At 67.4% G+C, this 21,097-nt stretch carries 18 protein-coding genes; 5 read left to right on the top strand and 13 right to left on the bottom strand.

Annotated elements, in window-relative coordinates; genetic code table 11:
• Positions 1-261: 261 nt before the first annotated feature.
• The 6 genes from ACHAA3_RS15135 to ACHAA3_RS15160 are packed head-to-tail and all read right to left on the bottom strand — an operon-like array spanning position 262 to position 6,365.
• The gene (locus ACHAA3_RS15135; protein ID WP_435709875.1) at positions 262-1,722 is read right to left on the bottom strand and encodes a serine/threonine-protein kinase; all 1,461 of its coding nucleotides are present in this window, start codon (positions 1,720-1,722) and stop codon (positions 262-264) included.
• Positions 1,719-2,243 carry a gluconokinase gene (locus ACHAA3_RS15140; protein WP_435709876.1) on the bottom strand — a complete coding sequence of 175 codons (525 nt, stop codon included), beginning with the start codon at positions 2,241-2,243 and terminating at the stop codon, positions 1,719-1,721. The genes ACHAA3_RS15135 and ACHAA3_RS15140 overlap by 4 nt, the downstream gene beginning before the upstream one ends.
• Complete coding sequence (locus ACHAA3_RS15145) at positions 2,243-3,646, bottom strand: GntP family permease (RefSeq protein WP_435709877.1); 1,404 nt, start codon at positions 3,644-3,646, stop codon at positions 2,243-2,245. Before ACHAA3_RS15145 ends, ACHAA3_RS15140 begins: the two co-directional genes overlap by 1 nt.
• 3 nt (positions 3,647-3,649) lie before the next feature.
• Entirely contained in the window at positions 3,650-4,051 is a 402-nt protein-coding gene (locus ACHAA3_RS15150) for a DoxX family protein (protein WP_435709878.1), read from the bottom strand.
• A gap of 6 nt (positions 4,052-4,057) precedes the next feature.
• The gene (locus ACHAA3_RS15155; protein ID WP_435709879.1) at positions 4,058-5,491 is read right to left on the bottom strand and encodes a VWA domain-containing protein; all 1,434 of its coding nucleotides are present in this window, start codon (positions 5,489-5,491) and stop codon (positions 4,058-4,060) included.
• Complete coding sequence (locus ACHAA3_RS15160) at positions 5,484-6,365, bottom strand: AAA family ATPase (RefSeq protein ID WP_435709880.1); 882 nt, start codon at positions 6,363-6,365, stop codon at positions 5,484-5,486. Before ACHAA3_RS15160 ends, ACHAA3_RS15155 begins: the two co-directional genes overlap by 8 nt.
• A gap of 15 nt (positions 6,366-6,380) precedes the next feature.
• Between ACHAA3_RS15160 and ACHAA3_RS15165 the strand changes: the two genes are divergently transcribed.
• The 3 genes from ACHAA3_RS15165 to ACHAA3_RS15175 are packed head-to-tail and all read left to right on the top strand — an operon-like array spanning position 6,381 to position 9,730.
• Entirely contained in the window at positions 6,381-6,782 is a 402-nt protein-coding gene (locus tag ACHAA3_RS15165; protein WP_435709881.1) for an SRPBCC family protein, read from the top strand.
• Between the two features lie 21 nt (positions 6,783-6,803).
• Positions 6,804-8,096 carry a M20/M25/M40 family metallo-hydrolase gene (locus tag ACHAA3_RS15170; protein WP_435709882.1) on the top strand — a complete coding sequence of 431 codons (1,293 nt, stop codon included), beginning with the start codon at positions 6,804-6,806 and terminating at the stop codon, positions 8,094-8,096.
• Between the two features lie 59 nt (positions 8,097-8,155).
• The gene (locus ACHAA3_RS15175) at positions 8,156-9,730 is read left to right on the top strand and encodes an SLC13 family permease (RefSeq protein WP_435709883.1); all 1,575 of its coding nucleotides are present in this window, start codon (positions 8,156-8,158) and stop codon (positions 9,728-9,730) included.
• On the opposite strand, the gene ACHAA3_RS15180 is transcribed toward ACHAA3_RS15175, so the two are convergent.
• Genes ACHAA3_RS15180 through ACHAA3_RS15190 form a run of 3 tightly spaced genes read right to left on the bottom strand, consistent with a single transcriptional unit; the run spans position 9,727 to position 11,709 of the window.
• Positions 9,727-10,545: a hypothetical protein gene (locus ACHAA3_RS15180; RefSeq protein WP_435709884.1), complete on the bottom strand. Its 819-nt coding sequence runs from the start codon at positions 10,543-10,545 to the stop codon at positions 9,727-9,729. The genes ACHAA3_RS15175 and ACHAA3_RS15180 overlap by 4 nt on opposite strands.
• An 11-nt stretch (positions 10,546-10,556) precedes the next feature.
• Positions 10,557-10,742, bottom strand: coding sequence for a DUF5703 family protein (locus tag ACHAA3_RS15185; RefSeq protein ID WP_435709885.1), 186 nt, complete (start codon positions 10,740-10,742; stop codon positions 10,557-10,559).
• Between the two features lie 10 nt (positions 10,743-10,752).
• Positions 10,753-11,709, bottom strand: a complete 957-nt coding sequence (locus ACHAA3_RS15190; RefSeq protein ID WP_435709886.1) for an aldo/keto reductase — start codon at positions 11,707-11,709, stop codon at positions 10,753-10,755.
• Between the two features lie 58 nt (positions 11,710-11,767).
• Between ACHAA3_RS15190 and ACHAA3_RS15195 the strand changes: the two genes are divergently transcribed.
• On the top strand, positions 11,768-12,601 hold the full coding sequence (locus ACHAA3_RS15195) for an undecaprenyl-diphosphate phosphatase (protein WP_435709887.1): 834 nt from the start codon (positions 11,768-11,770) through the stop codon (positions 12,599-12,601).
• Positions 12,602-12,748: 147 nt separating this feature from the next.
• Here ACHAA3_RS15195 and corA read toward each other — a convergent pair whose 3' ends face one another.
• On the bottom strand, positions 12,749-13,708 hold the full coding sequence (gene corA / locus ACHAA3_RS15200) for a magnesium/cobalt transporter CorA (protein ID WP_435709888.1): 960 nt from the start codon (positions 13,706-13,708) through the stop codon (positions 12,749-12,751).
• Between the two features lie 75 nt (positions 13,709-13,783).
• Here corA and mshC point away from each other — a divergent pair, with 75 nt between their 5' ends.
• Complete coding sequence (mshC, locus tag ACHAA3_RS15205; protein WP_435709889.1) at positions 13,784-15,007, top strand: cysteine--1-D-myo-inosityl 2-amino-2-deoxy-alpha-D-glucopyranoside ligase; 1,224 nt, start codon at positions 13,784-13,786, stop codon at positions 15,005-15,007.
• Between the two features lie 83 nt (positions 15,008-15,090).
• Here the strand turns inward: mshC and ACHAA3_RS15210 are convergent, their stop codons facing one another.
• Genes ACHAA3_RS15210 through metH form a run of 3 tightly spaced genes read right to left on the bottom strand, consistent with a single transcriptional unit; the run spans position 15,091 to position 20,990 of the window.
• A complete protein-coding gene (locus ACHAA3_RS15210; protein ID WP_435709890.1) occupies positions 15,091-15,960 on the bottom strand; it encodes a PAC2 family protein in 870 nt (289 codons plus the stop codon).
• The gene (locus ACHAA3_RS15215; protein WP_435709891.1) at positions 15,938-17,242 is read right to left on the bottom strand and encodes a hemolysin family protein; all 1,305 of its coding nucleotides are present in this window, start codon (positions 17,240-17,242) and stop codon (positions 15,938-15,940) included. The genes ACHAA3_RS15210 and ACHAA3_RS15215 overlap by 23 nt, the downstream gene beginning before the upstream one ends.
• A 7-nt stretch (positions 17,243-17,249) precedes the next feature.
• Complete coding sequence (metH, locus tag ACHAA3_RS15220; RefSeq protein WP_435709892.1) at positions 17,250-20,990, bottom strand: methionine synthase; 3,741 nt, start codon at positions 20,988-20,990, stop codon at positions 17,250-17,252.
• Positions 20,991-21,097: the final 107 nt, after the last annotated feature.

Here is a 21,097-nt window from a genome sequence, read left to right on the forward strand (position 1 = left end):
TCACGCCAACGGCTGCCGCTATGGCAGCGCCAGCCACGAGGGAACGTCTCGTGATGTGAAGAGATGTGTCCATGATCCCTCGAGGAACAGGTGACGGGTTTCATCAACATCATCTGAGACCCGAAATGGGCCGTCAAGCGTTACAGGACCAACCGCAGACATCACACGACGAAACTTGTCACGTGCGTGACAAGTCCACAGAACGACTGGGTTCCGAGGCGCTTCTTCGTCGCTCCTCAGCGGGTGGGGTCGGGCGGGACCTCAGGACAGACCGGCGATGCGCAGCCCGTCATCGGTCTCGACCACCTGGGCGACCTGGTTCTGGGTCTGCTCCTGCTCGTCCATCGTGTACGAGAACGTGTAGGCGACCGAGCCGCTGGCCTGGTCGCCCTGGCTCTGCTCGACGTTGACGTCGTCGACCGACGACCAGAACGCGTCGTACTGCTCGAAGCCTCCGGCGGCGTTCTGGGCCTCGGGCGTCAACAGGTCGAATCCGTCCTGGGAGTCGCCCTCGGCGTCGGACAGGTAGTCCTCGATGAAGTCCTCCAGCTCGCCCGCGTCTGGGCCCTGCGGCTCCGGCTCGGGTTCCGGCTGAGCGTCGGGCGCTGGTTCGGGTTCAGGAGCGGCCTCGGCGGCGGTGGGCTCCGGCTCGGCCGAGGTGTCCTCGGCGTCGCCGCCGTCTCGGTTGGCGAGGGCGAACCCGGCGATGATCAGCACCAGCGCGGCGGCGCCGGCCGCGATCCACGCAGCACGGTTGGGACCCTTCTGCGGGTCCCGGCGCTGCGGCTGAACAGGCGGGGGAGAGCGGCGCGGAGGCGCGGCAGACACCGGCCGGAACGCCGCGGTGGGTGCAGGATCCGCCGCCGCCACAGCAGCGCCGATCGCGAGGGCGTCGAGCGCCTGCGTGGCTTCGGCGTCCGAGTTCGGCGCGGACCGTTCGGCGACCTGAGCCATGCTCGGACGCGCCTCGGGGTCGCGGTTCATCATGTCCGTCACCAGACGGCTGATGGCGTCGGTGCCGTCCAGTCGGGGAGGTGGTTCGTTGACGATCAGCGTCATCGTGGCCGCCAGGTCCTGGCTGGCGTCATAGGGCAGCCGGGCCGTGAGGGCGTGGAACATGCTGGCGCCCAGGGCCCACACGTCGCTGGCCGGAGTCGCGGCCTGGCCCGACACGACTTCGGGAGCGAGGTAGGCGGGGGAGCCGACGACGAGCCCGCCCTGGGTGAGGGACGCATCAGCCTGGGCCCGCGCCACGCCGAAGTCGGTCAGTTTCACGACGCGCTCAGGTGTGAGCAGGATGTTGGTGGGTGTCACCGCCCGGTGCACGATGCCCTGCGCATGGGTGGCGGCCAGGGCACTGGCGACCTGCGAGATCACCGGAGAGATCAGTTCCGGCGGGATCGCCCCACGCTCGGAGATCAGGGTGGCCAGGGAGACGCCGTCGACGTGCTCGGTGACCAGCCACCGGTCCGGCCCGTCGTGCACCACGTCGTAGATGGCCACGACGTTCTTGTGGTTGACCTGCGAGGCCATCTGCGCCTCACGCTCGGCCCGCGCCACGTCGACCACGCCGCCGCCAGCGGCCACCCCGATGCGCTTGAGCACCACCGTGCGACCCAAGGTCGTGTCTCGAGCGGTGTACACCGTGCCAGACGTACCGGTGCCGATCTCACTGCCGATCTCGTATCGTCCGCCGATCAGGCCGTCGCCAGAAGAAGTCATCCCTCCAAACTACGTGATCGCGCTTTCAGTCGCCGCACCACGGTTTCGACGACCTCGTCCAACGGGGCGTCGACGTCGATGACCTCGCCGTCCTCGTCGTCCTGCAACAGCTCGAGGGTGTCCAGCTGCGACTGCAGCAGCGACGACGGCATGAAGTGCTCGCGCGTGTCCATGCGCTCGCGCAGCACCTCGAACCCGGCCTCGAGGTGAACGAAGGTCACCTGGTGGTCAGATAGCTCGCTGCGCAGGATGTCGCGGTACGAGCGGCGCAGGGCCGAGCAACCCATCACCGACGAGACGCCGGCGGCCTCGTTCTTCGCCAGAAGCCCGGCCAGCTCTTCGAGCCAGGGACGCCGATCTTCGTCGCTGAGAGGGTGGCCCTTCGACATCTTCTCGACGTTGGCCCGGGGATGGTGGTCGTCGCCCTCGACGTACGTCATGTCCATCTCGTCGGCGATCCGGTGACCCACGACGCTCTTACCGGTTCCGGAGACGCCCATGACCACGAGCTGCCAGGTCATCAGCTGACCAGTGGATACAGCGCCGCAGCGACCGCGAAGGCAGACAGACCGAGCGTCGTCTCCATGACCGTCCATGTCTTCAACGTGGTCTGCTCGTCCATGCCGAAGAAGCGGCTGACGAGCCAGAAACCGGAGTCGTTGACGTGCGACAGCACCGTGGCCCCCGCCGCGATCGCCGTCACGAGGAGGGCGATCTGCACGTTGGACAGATCGGCGGCCTGGCTGGCGATCAGCCCTGCGGCAGTGGTGAGGGCGACGGTCGCCGACCCCTGCGCGACGCGCAGTGCGGTGGCGATCAGGAAGGCCTGCAGCAGCAGGGGGATGCCCAGTCCGCCAAGCGAGGTGGTGAGCGCATCGCCGATTCCACTGATCTGCAGCACGCCGCCGAACATGCCGCCCGCACCGGTGATCAGCACGATGGAGCAGATCGGCCCGAGCGAGGAGTCGAGGAGCTGCTGGGTCTCGCCCAGCGTGCGGCCACCGCGGGTGCCCAGCAGGGCGATCGCGGCCAGCACCGTGATCAGCAGTGCGACGGGTGTGTTGCCCAGCAGGATCAGACCGTCCACGAGAATGTTGCCCTCGGCAATGGTCCCGGACTCGATCAGGGTCGAGAGCACGGTGTTGAACCCGATCAGCACCAGCGGGATCATCAGCAGACCCAGCACGAGGCCGAAGGTCGGCGGAGCCTGCGTCTTGGTGTCGGTGTCCCCTGAGCTTCCCGTGCCGTCGTTCTCCTCGCCGAACAGCAGCGAGGGAAGTCCGACGTCGAAGCGCCGTCCCAGCACCTTCGACATGCGATACACGCCGACGTACCAGGCGATCAACGCGATGGGCAGGTTGACCAGCAGGATCACGCCGATGTCGCCACCCAGCAGGGTGCCGGCCGCCACGGGACCCGGGTGCGGAGGAACGAGTGCGTGCATCGCGGCGAACGCGCCAGCCGCGGGCAGGGCGTAGAACAGCAGCGATCCGCCGAAGCGGCGTGCGACGGTCAAGATGATCGGCAGGAACACCACGAGACCGGCGTCGAAGAAGATGGGCAGACCGAAGATCAGCGCCGCCACGCCCAGGGCGAGTGGCGCACGCTTCTCGCCGAATCGGTTGACCAGGGTGTCGGCGAGCACCTGGGCGCCCCCGGTGACCTCCAGCAACCGGCCGAGCATCACGCCGAAACCGACGAGCAGTGCGACCGAGGCCAGCGTGCTGCCGAACCCGGTGGTCAGCGCCGTGGGAATGTCGGCAATCGGGATGCCGGCAGCCACCGCTGTCACGACGCTGATCAGCACCAGCGCGATGAACGCGTGCAGCTTGACCTTGATGATGAGAAATAGCAGCACGACGACCGCGGCGGCCGCGATCAGCAGCAGTGTCGCGGTGCCGTGGACGGGATCGATGGGGTCCATGGGTCAGAGCCTACGGCGGCGCGACCGCCATGTCGCCCACGCACCTGTGCTCCACAGGGCCCAGGCGATGAGCAGCGGCTGGAAGAACAACCGGATCACCCGTGAGCTCGTCGAGTCCAGGCCGAAGGCGTCCGTGCCGGTGACGAGCTGATTGATGTTGCCGGGGAACACCGCCACGAAGAACGCGGCGACGATCCATCCCACCAGGACCCGGTGCTGCGCGAGTGCGAGCACCGCCAGTCCCAGCGCGATCTCCACGACTCCGGAAACGAGCACGACGGCGTCCTCGAACGGCAACCAGTCCGGCACCTGGGCGCCGAAGGTGTCGCGCGCGACGGTCAGGTGGGCGGTCCCGGCGAGGATCAGGAAGAGGCCGAGCAGCCAGCGGCCGAGAACGCGAACCATCGCGCTTCAGACCGGCAGCAGTCGTGAGACGAAGCGAGTCAGCTGCTCGACGTTGCAGCACTCGTGCATCTCGACGACCTCGGCGTAGGCGGTGGCGACCGAGTCGCCGAGCCCCCATCGCATGGAGCTCTCCGGATTGAGCCAGAACGTGCGCCGCGATCGCTGGGAGATCTCGTGCAGCGCCGTGAAGTTGGGGTCCTGGTTGTTGTTGCGGGCGTCGCCGAGGATCAGCACGCAGGTGCGGGGCCCGACCGCCGCCAGATGATCGGCGACGAAGTCCCCGAACGCCTCGCCGTAGTCACTGCTGGTGTGCCACTTGGTGATGTGCGCCTCGGTCGAGATGCGCGCGCCGAGATCGTCCTCGTCGGGGGCGACGAGATCGGAGACCTCGTCCATCGCGTTCACGAAGGCGAACACACGGACCTTGCTGAACTGGCCGCTCAGCGCCTGCACCAGGTGCATCGTGAAGCTGGAGAAGCCCGACACCGACCCCGAGACGTCGCACAGCAGCACCAGCTCGGGCCGCGTGGGGTGTGGTCTGGCGTGGACCGGATGCATCGGCACACCGCCGGTGCCCATGGCACGCCGCAACGTGCGGCGGATGTCGATGGAGCCGCGCTGGTTCTTGCGGCGTCGCGCTGCCAGACGGGTCGCCAGGCGTCGGGCCAGAGGCTGCACCGTGCGGCGCAGCTCCTCGAGCTGCTGACGGTTGGCACTGAGGAAGTCGATCCGGTCGGTGCCCGAGCGCACGGCGTGCCGGGTCACGACGTCTCGTCCGCGCACCTCGGCGGTGCGCCTGCGAGCCTCGGCCTGCACCATCTGCCGGAATCGCTCGATCGCCTGACGCAGCTCATCGCGCTCGAGACGTTCGGTGAAGCCAGGCTGGCCACCACCCGAGCCGCCCTGGCCGCTGCCCTGTCCTGATCCCTCGCCCGGCATCCCGCCGGAGGCACGCATCGCCATGATCTGGGCGATCAGTGTCTGGGGGCGCAGGCGCTCCAGCGTCTGGTAGGCCGACCATCCTCCTGTCGCCGTCTCAGGTGTTCCCACCTCGCCGAGGGCCTCGAGGGCCAGCTCGGCCAGCTGTTCCAGGGTGCGCAGGTCGCCGTCGGCCAGCGCCATCGCGAGCAGATCGCGCAGGTCGTCCAAGTCGATCGCACCGTCATGGTCGCTCTGCGCGTCCTGCACGGACTGCGATGCCCCGATTCCCGCAGGGAAGAACAGGTCGAAGGTCATGTCGAAGACATCGCGCTGGCCGCCTCGGCGGACCAGGGCTGAGGCCAGGCCTTCGCGCAGCAGCGTGCGGTCGTGCACGCCGAGTACCCCCATGACAGCAGCGGCGTCGACGGTCTCGCTCGTGCCGGCCGGGATGCCCTTGGAGCGCAGAGCACCGACGAACGCCACCAGGCGTTCGGGCAGGGCCTCGCTGGTCTCAGCCACCGGGCTTCAGGACGCTGTCGAGATCGAGCTTGGCGGTCGCCTTGTCCATGTCGTCGCGGTGCTTCAGGATCACGCCGAGCGAATCAGCGACGACGTCGTCGTCGAGGATGTCGGTGCCCAGGGCCATGAGGGTGCGCGCCCAGTCGATGGTCTCGGACACCGAGGGCGCCTTGCGCAACGGCATCGCCCGCAGGGCGTTGACGACCCGGACGATCGACTCGGCGAGCGTCTTGTCCAGGTCCGGCACCTGCAGACGCACGATGTCGGTCTCGAGGTCGGCGTCCGGGAAGTCCAGGTGCAGGAACAAGCAGCGGCGACGCAGTGCTTCGGACAGCTCGCGGGTGGCGTTGGAGGTGAGCACCACGAAGGGACGTTGGGTGGCCTGCACGGTGCCGAGCTCGGGGATCGTGATCTGGAAGTCACCGAGCAGCTCCAGCAGGAGGCCCTCGATCTCCACGTCCGCCTTGTCGGTCTCGTCGATCAGCAGCACCGTGGGCCCGTCGTTGCGGATCGCCTTGAGCAACGGACGGGGGAGCAAGAACTCCTCGCTGAAGATGTCGGTGCGCGCGTCGTCCCACGCCTCGTCACGTCCCGCGGTGATGCGAAGCAGCTGCTTGGCGTGGTTCCACTCGTAGAGCGCGCGGGCCTCGTCGACGCCCTCGTAGCACTGCAGACGGATCAGCTCGGCATCACAGGCCTCGGCCACGGCGCGCGACAGCTCGGTCTTGCCGACACCAGCGGGGCCCTCGACCAGCAACGGCTTGCCCAGCACGGCGGCAAGGTAGACCGTGGTCGCGACGGCGTCTGAAGCCAGGTACCCGGCCTTCGCCAGGCGAGTCTTGACATCCTCAGGTGACGCGAACGACATGCTCATGCCTACGATCATGCCGTGACCCAGTTCGAGATCGTGCGCGTGGTGGACCTGACCCCTGCTGAGGCGTGGGCGCGATTGACGCGCTGGGAGAGCCACGGCGCCTACGTGCCGCTGACCACCATCACCACGACCGACCTCGGATTCGTGGCTCGCACCGGTGTGGGGCCCCTCGGGTTCGACGATCCGATGGAGATCGTGGAGTGGGACGAGCCGAGCTACTGCAAGCTGGTCAAGACCGGCCGCCTGGTGCAGGGGTGGGCCGAGATCGAGGTCGCCGCCGAGGGAGCAGGCAGCCGGGTGGTGTGGCGCGAGGAGATCTCCGTCCTCGGCGTTCCCCGTCTCGCCGATCCAGTCGTGAAGAAGTCCAGCGAGGCCCTGTTCTCCCGGGTCCTCGACGGAGTCCTGGCCGGCTCCTGAGTTCTGCGTATGCTCGCCACCATGGGCTACGAACCGCAGACCGAGACCCTTGAGATCGCTCGCGACCTCATCCGGATCGACACCACCAACTTCGGAGACTCCTCCGGGCCGGGCGAGCGCGCGGCCGCCGAGTACGTGGCTGCCTCGTTGGCCGAGGTGGGGATCGACTCGCAGATCTTCGAGTCCGAGAAGGGGCGCGCGAGCGTGGTGGCCCGCTGGGGCAATCAGAACTCGTCCCGACCGGGGCTGCTGATCCATGGACACCTGGACGTCGTGCCGGCCAACGCTGCCGATTGGTCGGTCGACCCGTTCGCCGGCGAGGTCAAGGACGGCTACCTGTGGGGCCGCGGAGCGGTCGACATGAAGGACTTCGACGCGATCGTGCTCTCGGTGGTGCGAGCCCGTCAGCGAGCCGGCATCGTCCCGGACCGCCCGATCCTGCTGGTGTTCACCGCTGATGAGGAAGCCGGCGGCGTCAAGGGTGCCCACTGGCTCGTCGAGCACCACCCGGAGCTGTTCGAGGGGTGCAGCGAGGCGATCGGCGAGGTCGGCGGCTTCTCGACCGAGGTCGGCGGGCAGCGGCTGTACCTGATCGAGTCCGGCGAGAAGGGCATCGGCTGGATGCGCCTGACCGCCAAGGGCACGGCCGGACACGGATCGATGCGCAACGCCGACAACGCCGTGTCGCACCTGGCACGCAGCCTCGTCGCGATCGCCGATCACGAGTGGCCCGAGGAGCCCGGCCCCTCGATGCAGGCGCTGCTGGCCAAGGTCACCGAGCTCACCGGCACCGACGGATCGGCCGAGGAGATCATGAGTCACTTCGGCCCGGCCATCCGGATGATCGGTGCCGGAATCCGCAACTCCACGAACCCCACGATGCTGTCGGCCGGGTACAAGCACAACGTCATCCCCGGTGAGGCCGTCGCGTATGTCGACGGTCGCTACCTGCCCGGTCACGCGGACACGTTCCTTCCCGCCATCCAGGACATCGTGGGAGACCGGGTGACGGTCGAGCCGCACATCACCGACGCCGCCCTGGAGTACCCGTTCGAGGGCGACCTGGTCGACGCGATGACCGTCGCTCTGCACAGCCAGGACCCCGAGGCCCACGTGGCGCCCTTCCTGATGTCCGGGGGCACTGACGCCAAGGCCTGGCACAAGCTCGGGATCACGTCGTACGGCTTCGCACCGCTGCGACTTCCGGCGGACCTCGACTTCACCGCACTGTTCCACGGCGTCGATGAGCGTGTGCCGGTCTCAGCGCTGGAGTTCGGCTCCCACGTGCTCGATGAGTTCTTGAACCTGGCCTGACTCATCCCCCGGCGGTGGGGAGTTCGCGCATCCGCGCGAGATGGTGTGGGATGGGTCACATGACCGATACCTCCAACACCACCCGTGACACGGACCCCGACATGGGCCGTGGCGTCTCGACGACTCGGATCTGGGCCTTTCGCGTGCTCGGACCGGTGCTCGGCGTGCTGGCGTGGCTCGCGCTCTCATCGGCGCAGGAGATTACGCCGGAAGCTCGGGTCGTGGCCGGTATCGGCGTGCTGATGGCCGTGTGGTGGATGTCCGAGGCCCTCCCGCTGTCGGCCACGGCGCTGCTGCCGATCGTGGCCTTTCCTGCGTTCGGCGTGCTGTCGGTGGCCGATGCGACGGCGCCCTACGCCGACCCGATCGTGTTCTTGTTCATGGGCGGTTTCCTGATCGCGATCGCGATGCAGAAGTGGAACCTGCACCGCCGGATCGCGCTGCTGACGCTCAAGGCGGTCGGGACGCACCCGCGGCGCATCATCTTGGGCATGATGCTCAGCACGGGATTCCTGAGCATGTGGGTGTCCAACACGGCCACCACCTTGATGATGCTCCCGATCGCGCTCAGCGTGCTCAACCTCGTGGTCGAGCGCTCGGCCGGCGACGACGGATCGATCGACTCCGGCGACCTGATCAGCGAAGTCGTCGCGGACCCGGCGGTGCGCACCTTCGGCGTCGGACTGGTGCTGTCGGTGGCCTGGGCCGCCTCGATCGGGGGACTGGCCACCCTGCTGGGCAGCCCGCCCAATGCGATCGTGGCCGGCTACCTGTCCGACGAGCTGGATCGTGAGATCGGCTTCCTGCAGTGGATGCAGCTGGGCCTGCCGATCTCGGTGGTCTTCATCTTCATCGCGTGGTTGTTGATCACCCGGGTCCTGTTCCGCTCCGACCTCGCCGAGGTCCCCGGTGGTGCCGAGATGATCGGCGACGAGCTGAAGAAGATGGGTGACGTGGCCCGCGAGGAGAAGCTGGTGCTGGCCGTCTTCGCCTCGGCGGCCTTCCTGTGGATCGTCCCGGGCCTGTTGGCGAACAGCGCAGCCCTGTCCGATGCGTTGCCCTTCCTGGACAAGCTCGACGACACGGCCATCGCGATCGGTGCCGGAGTCGTCCTCTTCCTGATCCCGTCGAGCGAGCGGGGCACCATGCTGCTGGAGTGGGACGACGCCCAACGCGGGCTTCCCTGGGGCGTGCTGCTGCTGTTCGGCGGCGGTCTGAGCCTGGCCGCTGCGGTTGGCGCCAGCGAGCTGGATGCCTGGATCGGCACCCAGGTAGAGGCTCTGGGGGCACTGCCGACCATCGTGCTGGTCGCTGCCGTGGTGGCCCTGGTGCTGGCTCTCACCGAGGTCACCAGCAACACCGCCACGGCGGCGACCTTCATCCCAGTGCTCGGCGGCGTTGCTGCGGGCCTGGGCACCGACGCGACCACGCTGCTGATCCCGGCTGCGCTCGCTGCGACTTGCGCGTTCATGCTGCCGGTCGGCACCCCGCCCAACGCCATCGTGTTCGGCAGCGGTGCGGTGACGATCGGTGAGATGGCCCGAGGCGGAGCGGTGCTCAACGTGGTGGGCGTCGTGCTCATCACCGTGTTCTCCTTCCTGCTCGGCGGCTGGGCGCTGGGGATGACCTTCTAGTCCAGCGGGACTCCATCGGTCCAGTACTCGACGGTCTGCAGCACCCAGAACGCGGCGAACAGCACCAGCAGGACCGACTCGGCCCACAACAACCACAGCGGGATGGGGACGACTCCCGCCAGGTCGAGCAGGCCAAGAGCTGCCGCCGCCAGGACCGTGATCAGCATCGACCAGCTGATCAGGCGATAGGCCGCCGCACGCCGTGCAGCCGGGAGCATCGCCACGAGCGGGGTCTCCTCGTGATCGCTGGCCGACGTGGCGTTCAGCCGGGCCACCACCACGAACGCCGCGAACATGCCGACGGCCGCGACGTAGTGGGCCGCGGTGTGGAACGAGTCGGGGGCTGCAGCCAGCCAGCCGGCGAAGCCAGCGATCACCGACGCCGCGCTGATGACGCCCAGCTCGGCCTGGCGTCTTTGCTCTCCGCCGAGTCTTCGGGCCGTCAAGGCCGCGAATCCAACGCCGATCGCTCCCACGATGATCAGTGATCGCACCGCGTTGTCGCTGTCGGGTAGCGGGTCACCGGTCGATGACGTCGGAACGAAGGCGACGATCGGGGCCAGCAGACCGGCCAGGTTGAGCAGCACGTCCTCGATCCCGCGGCCCCGTACCGCGATCAGGCTGAGTCCCAGTGCGACGAGCACGCCGACGAAGACATCACGGACCGGTGTGAAGTAGTAGGCGCTGATCGACCCCAGCAGATGACCGTCTGCCACGGCCTGGGCCACCACGGAGACAGCCAGCAGCACCGCGAGTCCCACGATCCCGACCCGCAGATAGCGGTAGGTCTCGATCGCGGACTGCCGGGCATCCATGCGTGGCCGACCTAGAGCGTGCTGCGCATGCGGATGATCTTGCGTCGCAGCCGCACGGTGCGGGCGCCAGTGGGGTCCTTGCGCAGCCGCTCGAGCTCCCAGCCCTGGTATTCGGCGGCCTGGGTGAGCATGTGGCATACGGCGCCGCGGGACTTGGACCGGTCGATGGACAGGTTCCAGAACTCGTACTCGATCATCGTTCCCCCATCAGTCCTGCTCCGGACGTGACACGTCGTCGAGTGCCTCGAGGATCTCCGGCGGCAGCACGACGGCGTCGGCGGCGAGGTTCTCGATGAGCTGGGCGGTGGTGCGCGCGCCGATGACGGCAGCGGCGAGGCCCGGGCGCTCGAACAGCCAGGCGAGGGCGACGTGGCCCATCGGCACCCCGAGCCCGTCCGAGGCGCGGGCCAGCGCCTCGATGATGCCGGAGGCCTGCGGAGTCAGGTACGGCCCGACGAACTGCTCCCACGCCGAGCTGGCGCCGCGTGAGTCGCCGGGGGTGCCTGCGCGGTACTTGCCGGTCAGGACGCCACGGCCCAGCGGCGACCAGGCGAACAGGCCCATCCCCAGGTGGGAGGCCGCGTCGGTGACGTCGTCCTCGGGATCGCGGTTGACCAGCGAGTACTCGACCTGGTTGCTGACCAAGGGCAATGATGCGCCGCGACAGGCCAGCCAGGTGTGGCAGAACGCGATCTGCCACCCGGTGAAGTTCGAGACGCCCACATATCGGGTGCGACCGGTCTGGACGGCATGTTCCAGCGTGGCGAGAGTCTCCTCGAACGGGACGGTGAGGTCGGGGGAGTGGATCTGCCACAGATCGAGGTGATCGGTGCCGAGCTCGGCGAGCGTGCGGTCGAGCTGGGCCAGCAGCGATCGACGCGAGCTGTCCTTCACGACGCCGGTGCCTCGCTGCACGAATCCGGCCTTGCCGGCCAGCACGAGATCATCGCGCGCACCGGACTTGGCCAGCAGCGTGCCGAGCAGCGCCTCGGTGTTGCCGTTTCCGTAGATGGGGGCGGTGTCGATGGTCGTGCCACCCGCGTCGAGGAAGGCGGTGAGCTGATCCTCGGCGTCGAAGGCGTCGGTGTCGGCACCCCAGGTCATGGTGCCCAGCGTGAGGCGCGAGACCTCTAGGCCAGATCGACCCACACGGCGCAGCTGCATGTCAGAACCCTAGTGCGGCGACGCGAGAGGTCTGCGGGGCGTCCGCTAGTGTCGCGCCGTGGATCTGTTGCGCGCGGTGGTGCTCGGAGTCGTCCAGGGACTGACGGAGTTCCTCCCCATCTCCAGCAGCGCTCACCTGGCGATCGTGCCCAAGCTCCTGGGCTGGGAAGATCCAGGCGCGGCGTACACCGCCGTCGTGCAGATCGGCACGGAGCTGGCGGTGATCCTGTACTTCTGGCGGGACATCTGGACGATCGGCTCTGGCTGGGTGCGCGGCGTCTTCTCGGCGTCGGCACGCCAGGAGTCGGAGTGGCGGATGGGCTGGTTCATCATCATCGGCTCGCTGCCGATCGTGGTGCTGGGCCTGCTGCTGCAGGACCTGATCGACAGCGAGTTCCGCAATCTCGTGGTCATCGGTACCACCTTGATCGTGCTCGGTGTCGTGCTCGGCATCGCCGAGAAGGTCGGTCGCAAGGTCAAACCGCTCGATCAGATGAACGCCCGCGACGCCGTGTTGCTGGGCCTCGCCCAGGCGGGCGCCCTGGTCCCGGGTGTCTCCCGGTCGGGCGCCACGATCAGCATGGGCTTGTTCCTCGGCTACGAGCGTGCCGTCGCGACCCGCTACGCGTTCCTGCTGGCGATCCCGGCCGTGGTCGGCGCGGGCGTGTACAAGCTCAAGGACATCGGCGGTGACAATGCCTACGGCGTCGGCCCGACCATCGTCGGCACCGTCATCTCGTTCATCGTCGGACTTGCTGTCATTCACTGGCTGCTGCGCTACGTGAGCACTCGGTCGTACGCACCCTTCGTGGCCTACCGCATCGGCCTGGGTGCCGTGGTCCTGATCCTCGTCGGCGCCGGCGCGATCACCGCCGGCACGACGGTCGGCTGACCCGGGAGCGGATGTGGGCGGCGACATAGCGTCCCATCGGCGCGGTGAGCGGTGGTTTGGCGTCCTTTCCGGTGCTGTGACGCGACGCTGAGCCACCGCTGAGCACGCCGGTCGACGCCACGGTGACGGGTTGTTGGTTGTGCCGTCCTACAGCCAGCCCGACTTCTTGAAGCGCGTGTACACGTAGCCACAGATGCCGGCGATCAGGAGCAGGCACAAGGGGTAGCCGAACTGCCAGCTCAGCTCGGGCATGTTCTCGAAGTTCATGCCGTAGATCCCAGCGATGGCGGTGGGGACGGCGAAGATCGTGGCGCCCGCGGTGAGCTTGCGCATGTCCTCGTTCTGCTGGACGCTCAGCTGGGCCAGGTGGGCGTTCAGCGCGTTGTCGAGCAGGTGGTCGACCGCGTCGATCGCGTCGGCGGCCCGGGTCAGGTGATCGGCGATGTCGCGAAAGTACGGCTGCGACTCCGAGGACATCGACCCGGTCGCGAACCGATTCATCGGTTCGCGCAGAGGCATGACGGCGCGCCGGAACTCCAAGGTCTCTCGCTTGAGCCGGTAGATGCGGGTCGAGTCGTTGGTGCGCTGGGAGCTGAACACCGAGGACTCGACCTCCTCGACGTCGACCTCGAGCTCGCTAGCCACGCTCTCGTACTGGTCGACGATCGAGTCGATGACCGTGTACAGGGCTGCTGTCGGCCCGTGCGACAGGGTCTCGATGGCCGCATCGGCAGCGCGCCGAACCTCACGCAGATCCTTCCCGCCGTGGCGCACCGTGAGCAGGAACGACTGACCGAGGAACATGTTCACCTCGTTGGTCGAGATGTCGTCGTCGTTGTAGGTGACCGTCCGCAACGAGATGACCGTGTGGTCGGAGTAGCGCTCGACCTTGGGCCGCTGGTGTGCCTCGAGAGCATCCTCGATCGCCAGCGGGTGCAACGAGAGCGCCTCGCCGATCCGGGTCATCTCCTCGTGGGACGGATCGTTGATGCCGATCCACAGGAAGTCGTCACCGGACAGGCCGTCGAGCACCGCTTGGAGCTCGAGTCGGTCGCTGTCGGTGTCGTGTCGCACTCCAGCCCGGTAGACGGCGCAGTCGATGATCACTGTCACAGTGTGAAACACGCGGGCGCGGCTCAGGGGGTCGACAGGCCGCCATGGGCGAGCAGATACCCTCGCTTCATGCGTAGCTGGACGAGTCCCACCGTTCCGTCCCTGCGAAAGTTCGGACTCGGTGAGGGTCCTGCCGTCCAGATTCACGACACCGCCTCCCGGGCGGTCGTCACCCTCGCCCCTGAGGGCGCAGCTCGCCTGTACGTCTGCGGCATCACGCCGTACGACGCCACCCACATGGGACACGCCGCCACGTACTTGGCGTTCGATCTGCTGCAGCGGGCCTGGCTCGACGCAGGCCACGACGTGAGCTACACGCAGAACGTCACCGACGTCGACGACCCGCTGCTGGAGCGCGCCACGGCCACCGGCGTCGACTGGGCCGAGCTCGCCGAGAGCCAGACCGAGCTGTTCCGTTCCGACATGACCGCCTTGCGGATGATCGCCCCGCAGCACTACATCGGTGCGGTGGAGTCGATCGATCTGGTGGTCGACCTGATCGTGCGCCTCGACGCCGCTGGTGCGGTCTACCGCGTGGACGACGACCTGTATTTCGACGTGCACGCCGACGCGAGCTTCGGAGCGGTCTCCGGTCTGGACGAGTCCGGGATGCTCGAGATCTTCGGACAGCGCGGCGGAGATCCCGATCGTGCCGGCAAGAAGCACCCGCTCGACTGTCTGTTGTGGCAGGCCGAGCGTCCCGGAGAGCCTGCGTGGGACACCGTCCTCGGTCGCGGCCGGCCCGGATGGCACATCGAGTGCTCGGCCATCGCGCTGGAGCACCTCGGCACCGACTTCGATGTGCAGGGTGGTGGCTCCGACCTGGTCTTCCCACACCACGAGATGTCGAGATCCGAATCGGTCGTGGCCACCGGCGAGCCGTTCGCCCGGGCCTACGCGCACGCCGGAATGGTCGGCTTCGAGGGCGAGAAGATGTCCAAGTCCAAGGGCAACCTGGTGCTCGTCTCCGCGTTGCGCGAGTCAGGTCACGACCCGATGGCAGTTCGGCTCGCGCTCCTGGCCCACCACTACCGGGCCGACTGGGAATGGTTCGACGCCGAGATCGAGCAGGCCACTGTCCGCCTCGCTGCCTGGCGGGCCGCCGTCGAACGCACCTCGGGGCCCAGCGGCGACGACGTCGTCAGGGACCTGCGTGCAGCCTTGGCCCACGACCTCGATGCACCTGCTGCCCTGCAGGTCATGGACACCTGGGCCGCGACCGACGGCGATGACCGTCGCGCCGCGACCACCGTGAGCGAGGCCCTCGACGCCCTGCTCGGCGTCGCGCTCTAGCAACTTCAGCGTCCAAACTTCGTGACGTAATTCGTCACCGCAGCATGCTCGAGTGACGAACTACGTCACAAAATTTGGGGAGATCAGCCCTCGTCGTCGCGACGGCGCAGGTAGCGCTCGAACTCCTTGGCAATGGCATCGCCGCTGGCTTCAGGGAGCTCGCTGGTCTCGCGCTCTTCCTCCAGCGACTCGACGTACTCGGCGATGTCGGTGTCGCTGGAGGTCAGCTCATCGGCGCCTCGCTGCCACGCTTCGGACAGGTCGGTCAGCAGGCCCTGCGGCAACGCCGTGCCGACGGCGTCCTCCAGGGCACCGAGCAGTGCCAGCGTCGCCTTGGGACATGGCGGCTCGGCCAGGTAGTGCGGGACGGCTGCCCACAACGAGGCAGTGGCGATGCCTGCGTCGTCGGCCTCGGCACTGAGGATCGTGGGAATGCCCACCGGGCCGGTGTAGCGCGAGGACTCCACGGACATCCGGTCCATCAGCACCAGGTCGTTGGTCGATCCGTTGACCGGAACAGGTCGGGTGTGCGGAGCGTCGGCCAGCAGTGCTCCCAGGGTGAACAACTCGGTGACGCCCGCAAGCCGCGCCACTCCGATGATCGTGGAGCAGAAAGCCTTCCAGCGGAAGCTCGGTTCGGGAGCGCGCAGCAGCAGGACGTCACGGTCGCTGCGCGCCGGCCGGGCCACGTACAGCCGCGGCGTGGGCCAGGTGATCGAGCGGGCCTGGCCCTGGCCCTGATGGATCTGTGGGCGGAGGTGGTGATCCTGGAAGGCGTAGTAGTCCTCGGGGTCGAGCTCCATCAGCAGCTCGGCATCCCACTGCTCGATCAGGTGATCGACGACGCCGGTCGCGGCATCGCCCGCGTCGTTCCAGCCGTCGAACGCAGCCACCATCCACGGGTCCCGCAACTGCGGGACATCGACGGCCTCACTCATCGGTCGAAGACTCATCCGACGACCCTAGTGCTCCGGTCAGACGTGTCACGTCGACCTGTGAGATTCGCAAACTGTCGACCTCGGCGACGACCAGCTGTGCTTCGCCGACGATGACCGCGTCGCCGACCTCAGGCATCCGATCGAGCTGGTCGATGATGAACCCGGCGACGGTCTCGTAGGAGCCGTCCACCAGGTCGATCCCGGTGAAGCGGGTGAAGTCCTCGATGTTGAGACCGCCGTCGTATCGGCCCTCCATGGCCACCTCGGACCCATCCTGGTCGAACTCGTCCCTGATCTCACCGACCAGCTCCTCGATCAGGTCCTCCAGGGTCACGATGCCGTCCGTGCCGCCGAACTCGTCGACCACGAGCGCGATGTGCACGCCGTCGCGACGCATCTGTGCCATGGCGGGGAGCAGACGGTTCGTGCTGGGCAGGGCCGGGATGTCGCGCATGATGGTCTGCACCAGCACGTCATCGTGTGCCTCGGCCTGCAGAAGGTCGCGCACGTGGACGAAGCCGATCACGTCGTCCACCGATTCACCGGTGACGGGGTAGCGCGAGTGCGGCTTGTCGCGCACACCAGAGGCCGCCTCGTTCAACGGGGTGGAGGCGGAGATGAAATCGACCCGGTGTCGAGGTTGCATGACCTCCTTGACGGACCGTTCGCCCGCGTTGAACACGTCGGTGAGGATGCGACGCTCGTCGTCGGGCAGGCTGTCGTGGCCGCCGACGAGATCGCGCAGCTCGTCCTCGGACATCTCCTCGTTGGCCGCGTGCGGGTTGCCACCGAGCAGTCGCACCACGACGTTGGTGGACAACGACAGGAACCAGATGACCGGGCGCATGACCGTCGCGAACTTCGAGAGCGGGGGAGCGACGATCGTGGCGAGGGCAGCGGACTTCTGCAGGGCGAACCGTTTCGGCACGAGCTCGCCGAGCACGAGCGAGAGATAGGCGATCAGCAGCGTCATGGCCACGAGAGCCACCGTGTCGGCGGCGCCATCGGGCAGACCCAGACCGGTGAAGATCGGTGCCACGTCGGGAGCGAGATTCGAGGCACCGAAGGCGGCCGACAAGAATCCGGCGACCGTCACGCCGATCTGCACCGCGGCGAGGAAGGTGTTGGGGTCGCGGGCCAGGGAGGCGACCTTGGCGCCACGCGCACTCGTGCGCTCAAGACTGTCCAGCTGACTCGGGCGGATGGACACCAGCGCCATCTCCGTGGCGGCGAACACGCCACCCACCAGCACGAACACCAACACCAACGCAAGATTGCGCAGTGTGTCCAGATCCATCAGATCCTCATTCGTTGTCGGGACTGTACGAGAGGTTGGGGGACAACCAGCGCTCCGCCTCGGCGACGGACCACCCCTTGCGATCGGCGTAGTCGTGCACCTGGTCGCGGGCGATCCGCCCGAGCACGAAGTACTGCGAGTCGGGGTGAGAGAAGTAGAAGCCGCTGACCGCAGCACCGGGCCACATGGCCATGGACTCGGTCAGCTCGATCCCCGTGTTGTTCTCCACGTCGAGCAGCTCCCAGATGGTCTGCTTCTCGGTGTGCTCTGGGCACGCCGGGTAGCCGGGCGCCGGACGGATGCCGGTGTACTTCTCCTTGATGAGGTCCGCGTTCGACCACGTCTCATCGGGGGAGTGGGCCCAGAACTCGGTCCGGATGCGCTGGTGCAGTCGCTCGGCGAAGGCCTCCGCCAGTCGGTCGGCCAGTGATTCGATCAAGATGGCGCTGTAGTCGTCCAGATCCTTCTTGTACTCCATGATCCGATCGGTGACACCCAGCCCAGTCGTGACCGCGAAGGCACCCACGTAGTCGGGCAGGCCGGTCGAGGTCGGCGCCACGAAGTCGGCCAGCGCCCTGCGGTGGGTGCCCTCGCGTCCTTCGGTCTGCTGGCGCAGCGTGCGCAGGGTCGTCAGGACCTCGGAGCGTGACTCGTCGGTGTAGACCTCGATGTCATCGCGGTCGATCTGGTTGGCCGGGAACAACCCGAACACGCCATTGGCCCGGACCCACTGGTGCTCGATCATCTCATCGAGCATCGCCTGACCGTCCTCGAACAGCTTGCGGGCCGTCTCGCCCGTCGCGGGGTTGTTGAGGATGTCGGGATACCGGCCCTTCATCTCCCACGCGTTGAAGAACGGCTGCCAGTCGATGTACTCGCGCAACTCTTCCAAGGGGTAGTCGTTCAGGACCGTGACACCCAGCGTCGTCGGGACCGGCGGGGTGTAGCCCTCCCACGACAGGGGGGTGGCCTTGGCGCGAGCATCCTCGATGGTCAGCAGCTTGCGGGTGTCCTGCCGCGAGGCGTGACGTTCGCGCAGCGATTCGTACTCGGACGCGATGTCGGTCATCAGGTCCTCGCGACGTTTATCGTCCAGCAGTGCCGCGACGGTCGGCACCGACCGCGAGGCATCCTTCACCCACACGACGGGGCCGTGATACTGCTGGTCGACCTTGACAGCGGTGTGGGCGCGCGACGTCGTCGCGCCGCCGATCAACAACGGAATGTCGAATCCCTGACGTTCCATCTCGACCGCGAGCGTGACCATCTCGTCCAGCGAGGGAGTGATCAGACCCGAGAGGCCGATGACGTCGGCGTTCTCCTCCCGCGCGGCGTCGAGAATCTTCTGCGGTGCCACCATGACGCCGAGGTCGACGACGTCGTAGTTGTTGCACTGCAGCACCACGCCCACGATGTTCTTGCCGATGTCGTGGACGTCGCCCTTGACGGTGGCCATGATGACCTTGCCCTTGCTGCGTTCGGCATCGCCGGGCTTCTTCTCCGCCTCGATGAACGGCAGGAGATAGGCGACGGCCTTTTTCATGACGCGCGCGGACTTGACCACCTGCGGCAGGAACATCTTGCCCTCGCCGAACAGGTCGCCGACGACGTTCATGCCGTCCATCAAGGGTCCCTCGATGACCTCGATGGGGCGACCGCCCCGCTCGGCGATCTCGGCGCGGAGCTCCTCGGTGTCGGACTCGGCGAACTCGTCGATGCCCTTGACCAGGGCGTGCGTGATCCGCTCGGTGACCGGGAGGGCACGCCACTCCTCGGTCGCGATCTCCTTGGGCTTCCCGTCACCGGCGAAGTCGTTGGCGATCTCGAGCAATCGCTCGGTGCTGTCGGGGCGACGATTGAGGATGACGTCCTCGATGCGTTCGCGCAGCTCGGGATCGACGTCGTCGTACGGCACCAGCGCGCCGGCGTTGACGATTCCCATGTCCATGCCAGCAGCGATCGCGTGGTACAGGAAGACCGCGTGGATGGCCTCGCGCACTGGGTTGTTGCCGCGGAACGAGAACGACACGTTGGAGACGCCGCCGGAGATCAGGGCTCCCGGCAGATTCTGCTTGATCCACCGGGTCGCCTCGATGAAGTCGACGCCGTAGTTGGCGTGCTCCTCGATTCCGGTCGCGACGGCGAAGACGTTGGGATCGAAGATGATGTCCTCGGCCGGGAAGCCGACCTGGTCCACCAGGATGCGGTAGGCGCGTTCGCAGATCTCCTTGCGGCGCTCGAGGTTATCGGCCTGTCCGTCCTCGTCGAAGGCCATGACGACGGCGGCGGCGCCGTGCTTGCGGCACAGCTCGGCCTGCGCGATGAACTTCTCCTCGCCCTCCTTCATGGAGATCGAGTTGACGATGCTCTTGCCCTGCACGTTCTTCAGGCCGGTCTCGATCACTTCCCACTTCGAGGAGTCGATCATCGTCGGCACCCGGCAGATGTCCGGCTCGGTGGCGACCAACCGGGTGAACCGGTTCATCGCGTCGATGCCGTCGATCATGCCTTCGTCCATGTTGATGTCGATGACCTGCGCGCCGTTCTCGACCTGCTGACGAGCCACGTTCAGTGCGGTGGGGTAGTCCGAGTCCTTGATCAGGTTGCGGAAGCGCGCCGATCCGGTGATGTTGGTGCGCTCGCCGACGTTGACGTACAGCGAGTCCTCGACGACGGAGAACGGTTCGAGTCCGGACAGGCGCAGGGCGGGGGTCGCCTCGACGGGGGTGCGTGGCCCCTTGCCCTCGACCCCGCGAGCGATCTCGGCGATGTGAGCGGGCGTCGTACCGCAGCAGCCACCCACCATGTTGACGAAACCGGCGTCCGCGAACTCCGCGACGATCGCGGCCGTCTCCTCAGGCGCCTCGTCGTACTCACCGAACGCGTTCGGCAGGCCGGCATTCGGATAGCAGCTGACGTAGGTGTCCGCGACGCGGCTCATCTCGGCGAGGTAGGGGCGCATCTCCTTGGCCCCCAACGCGCAGTTCAGGCCGACCATGAGCGGCTTGACGTGACGGATCGAGTACCAGAACGCTTCCGTGGTCTGACCGGACAACGTGCGACCGGAGGCGTCGGTGATGGTGCCGGAGATGATGACCGGCCAACGACGACCCTGCTGCTCGAACAGCGTCTCGAGGGCGAAGATCGCCGCCTTGGCGTTCAGGGTGTCGAAGATCGTCTCGATCATCAGCAGGTCGGAGCCGCCGTCGACCAGGCCGGTGGCCTGCTGGAGGTAGGCCGTGACGAGCTCGTCGAAGGTGACGTTGCGGACGCTGGGGTCGTTGACGTCCGGCGAGATCGAGGCGGTGCGGCTGGTCGGGCCGATCGCGCCGACCACGTAGCGCGGCTTGGTGGGGTCCTGCTCGGTGAACTCGTCGGCGGCGGTGCGGGCCAGTCGCGCGGACTCGTAGTTCAGCTCGTAGGCGAGCTCCTCCATGCCGTAGTCGCTCAGCGACATGGTGGTGGCGTTGAAGGTGTTGGTCTCGATCAGGTCGGCGCCGGCCTCGAGATACTCGCGGTGGATGTCCGCGATGATCTCCGGCTGGGTGATCGAGAGCAGGTCGTTGTTGCCCTGCACGTCGCTGGGCCAGTCGGCGAACCGCTCGCCGCGGTAGCCGGCCTCGTCGGGTCGATCGCGCTGGATGGCGGTTCCCATGGCACCGTCGAGCACGAGGATGCGGTGGGCCATGGCCTCGGCGAGGGCCTGGGTGGCATCGGGACGGTGGTTGATCGAATCCACGGAGGGCATAGAGCATTCCTTCTGACGGCTGTCGGGCGGAACGCTGGGGATCACCGGCCGGCGGCGGGCTCGCCTGGGCCTACGGGGGATCCCGAACGGAACCCCCATTGTGCCAC

The sequence above is a fragment of the Aeromicrobium sp. CF3.5 genome (assembly GCF_051262695.1).
Taxonomy (GTDB): Bacteria; Actinomycetota; Actinomycetes; order Propionibacteriales; family Nocardioidaceae; genus Aeromicrobium.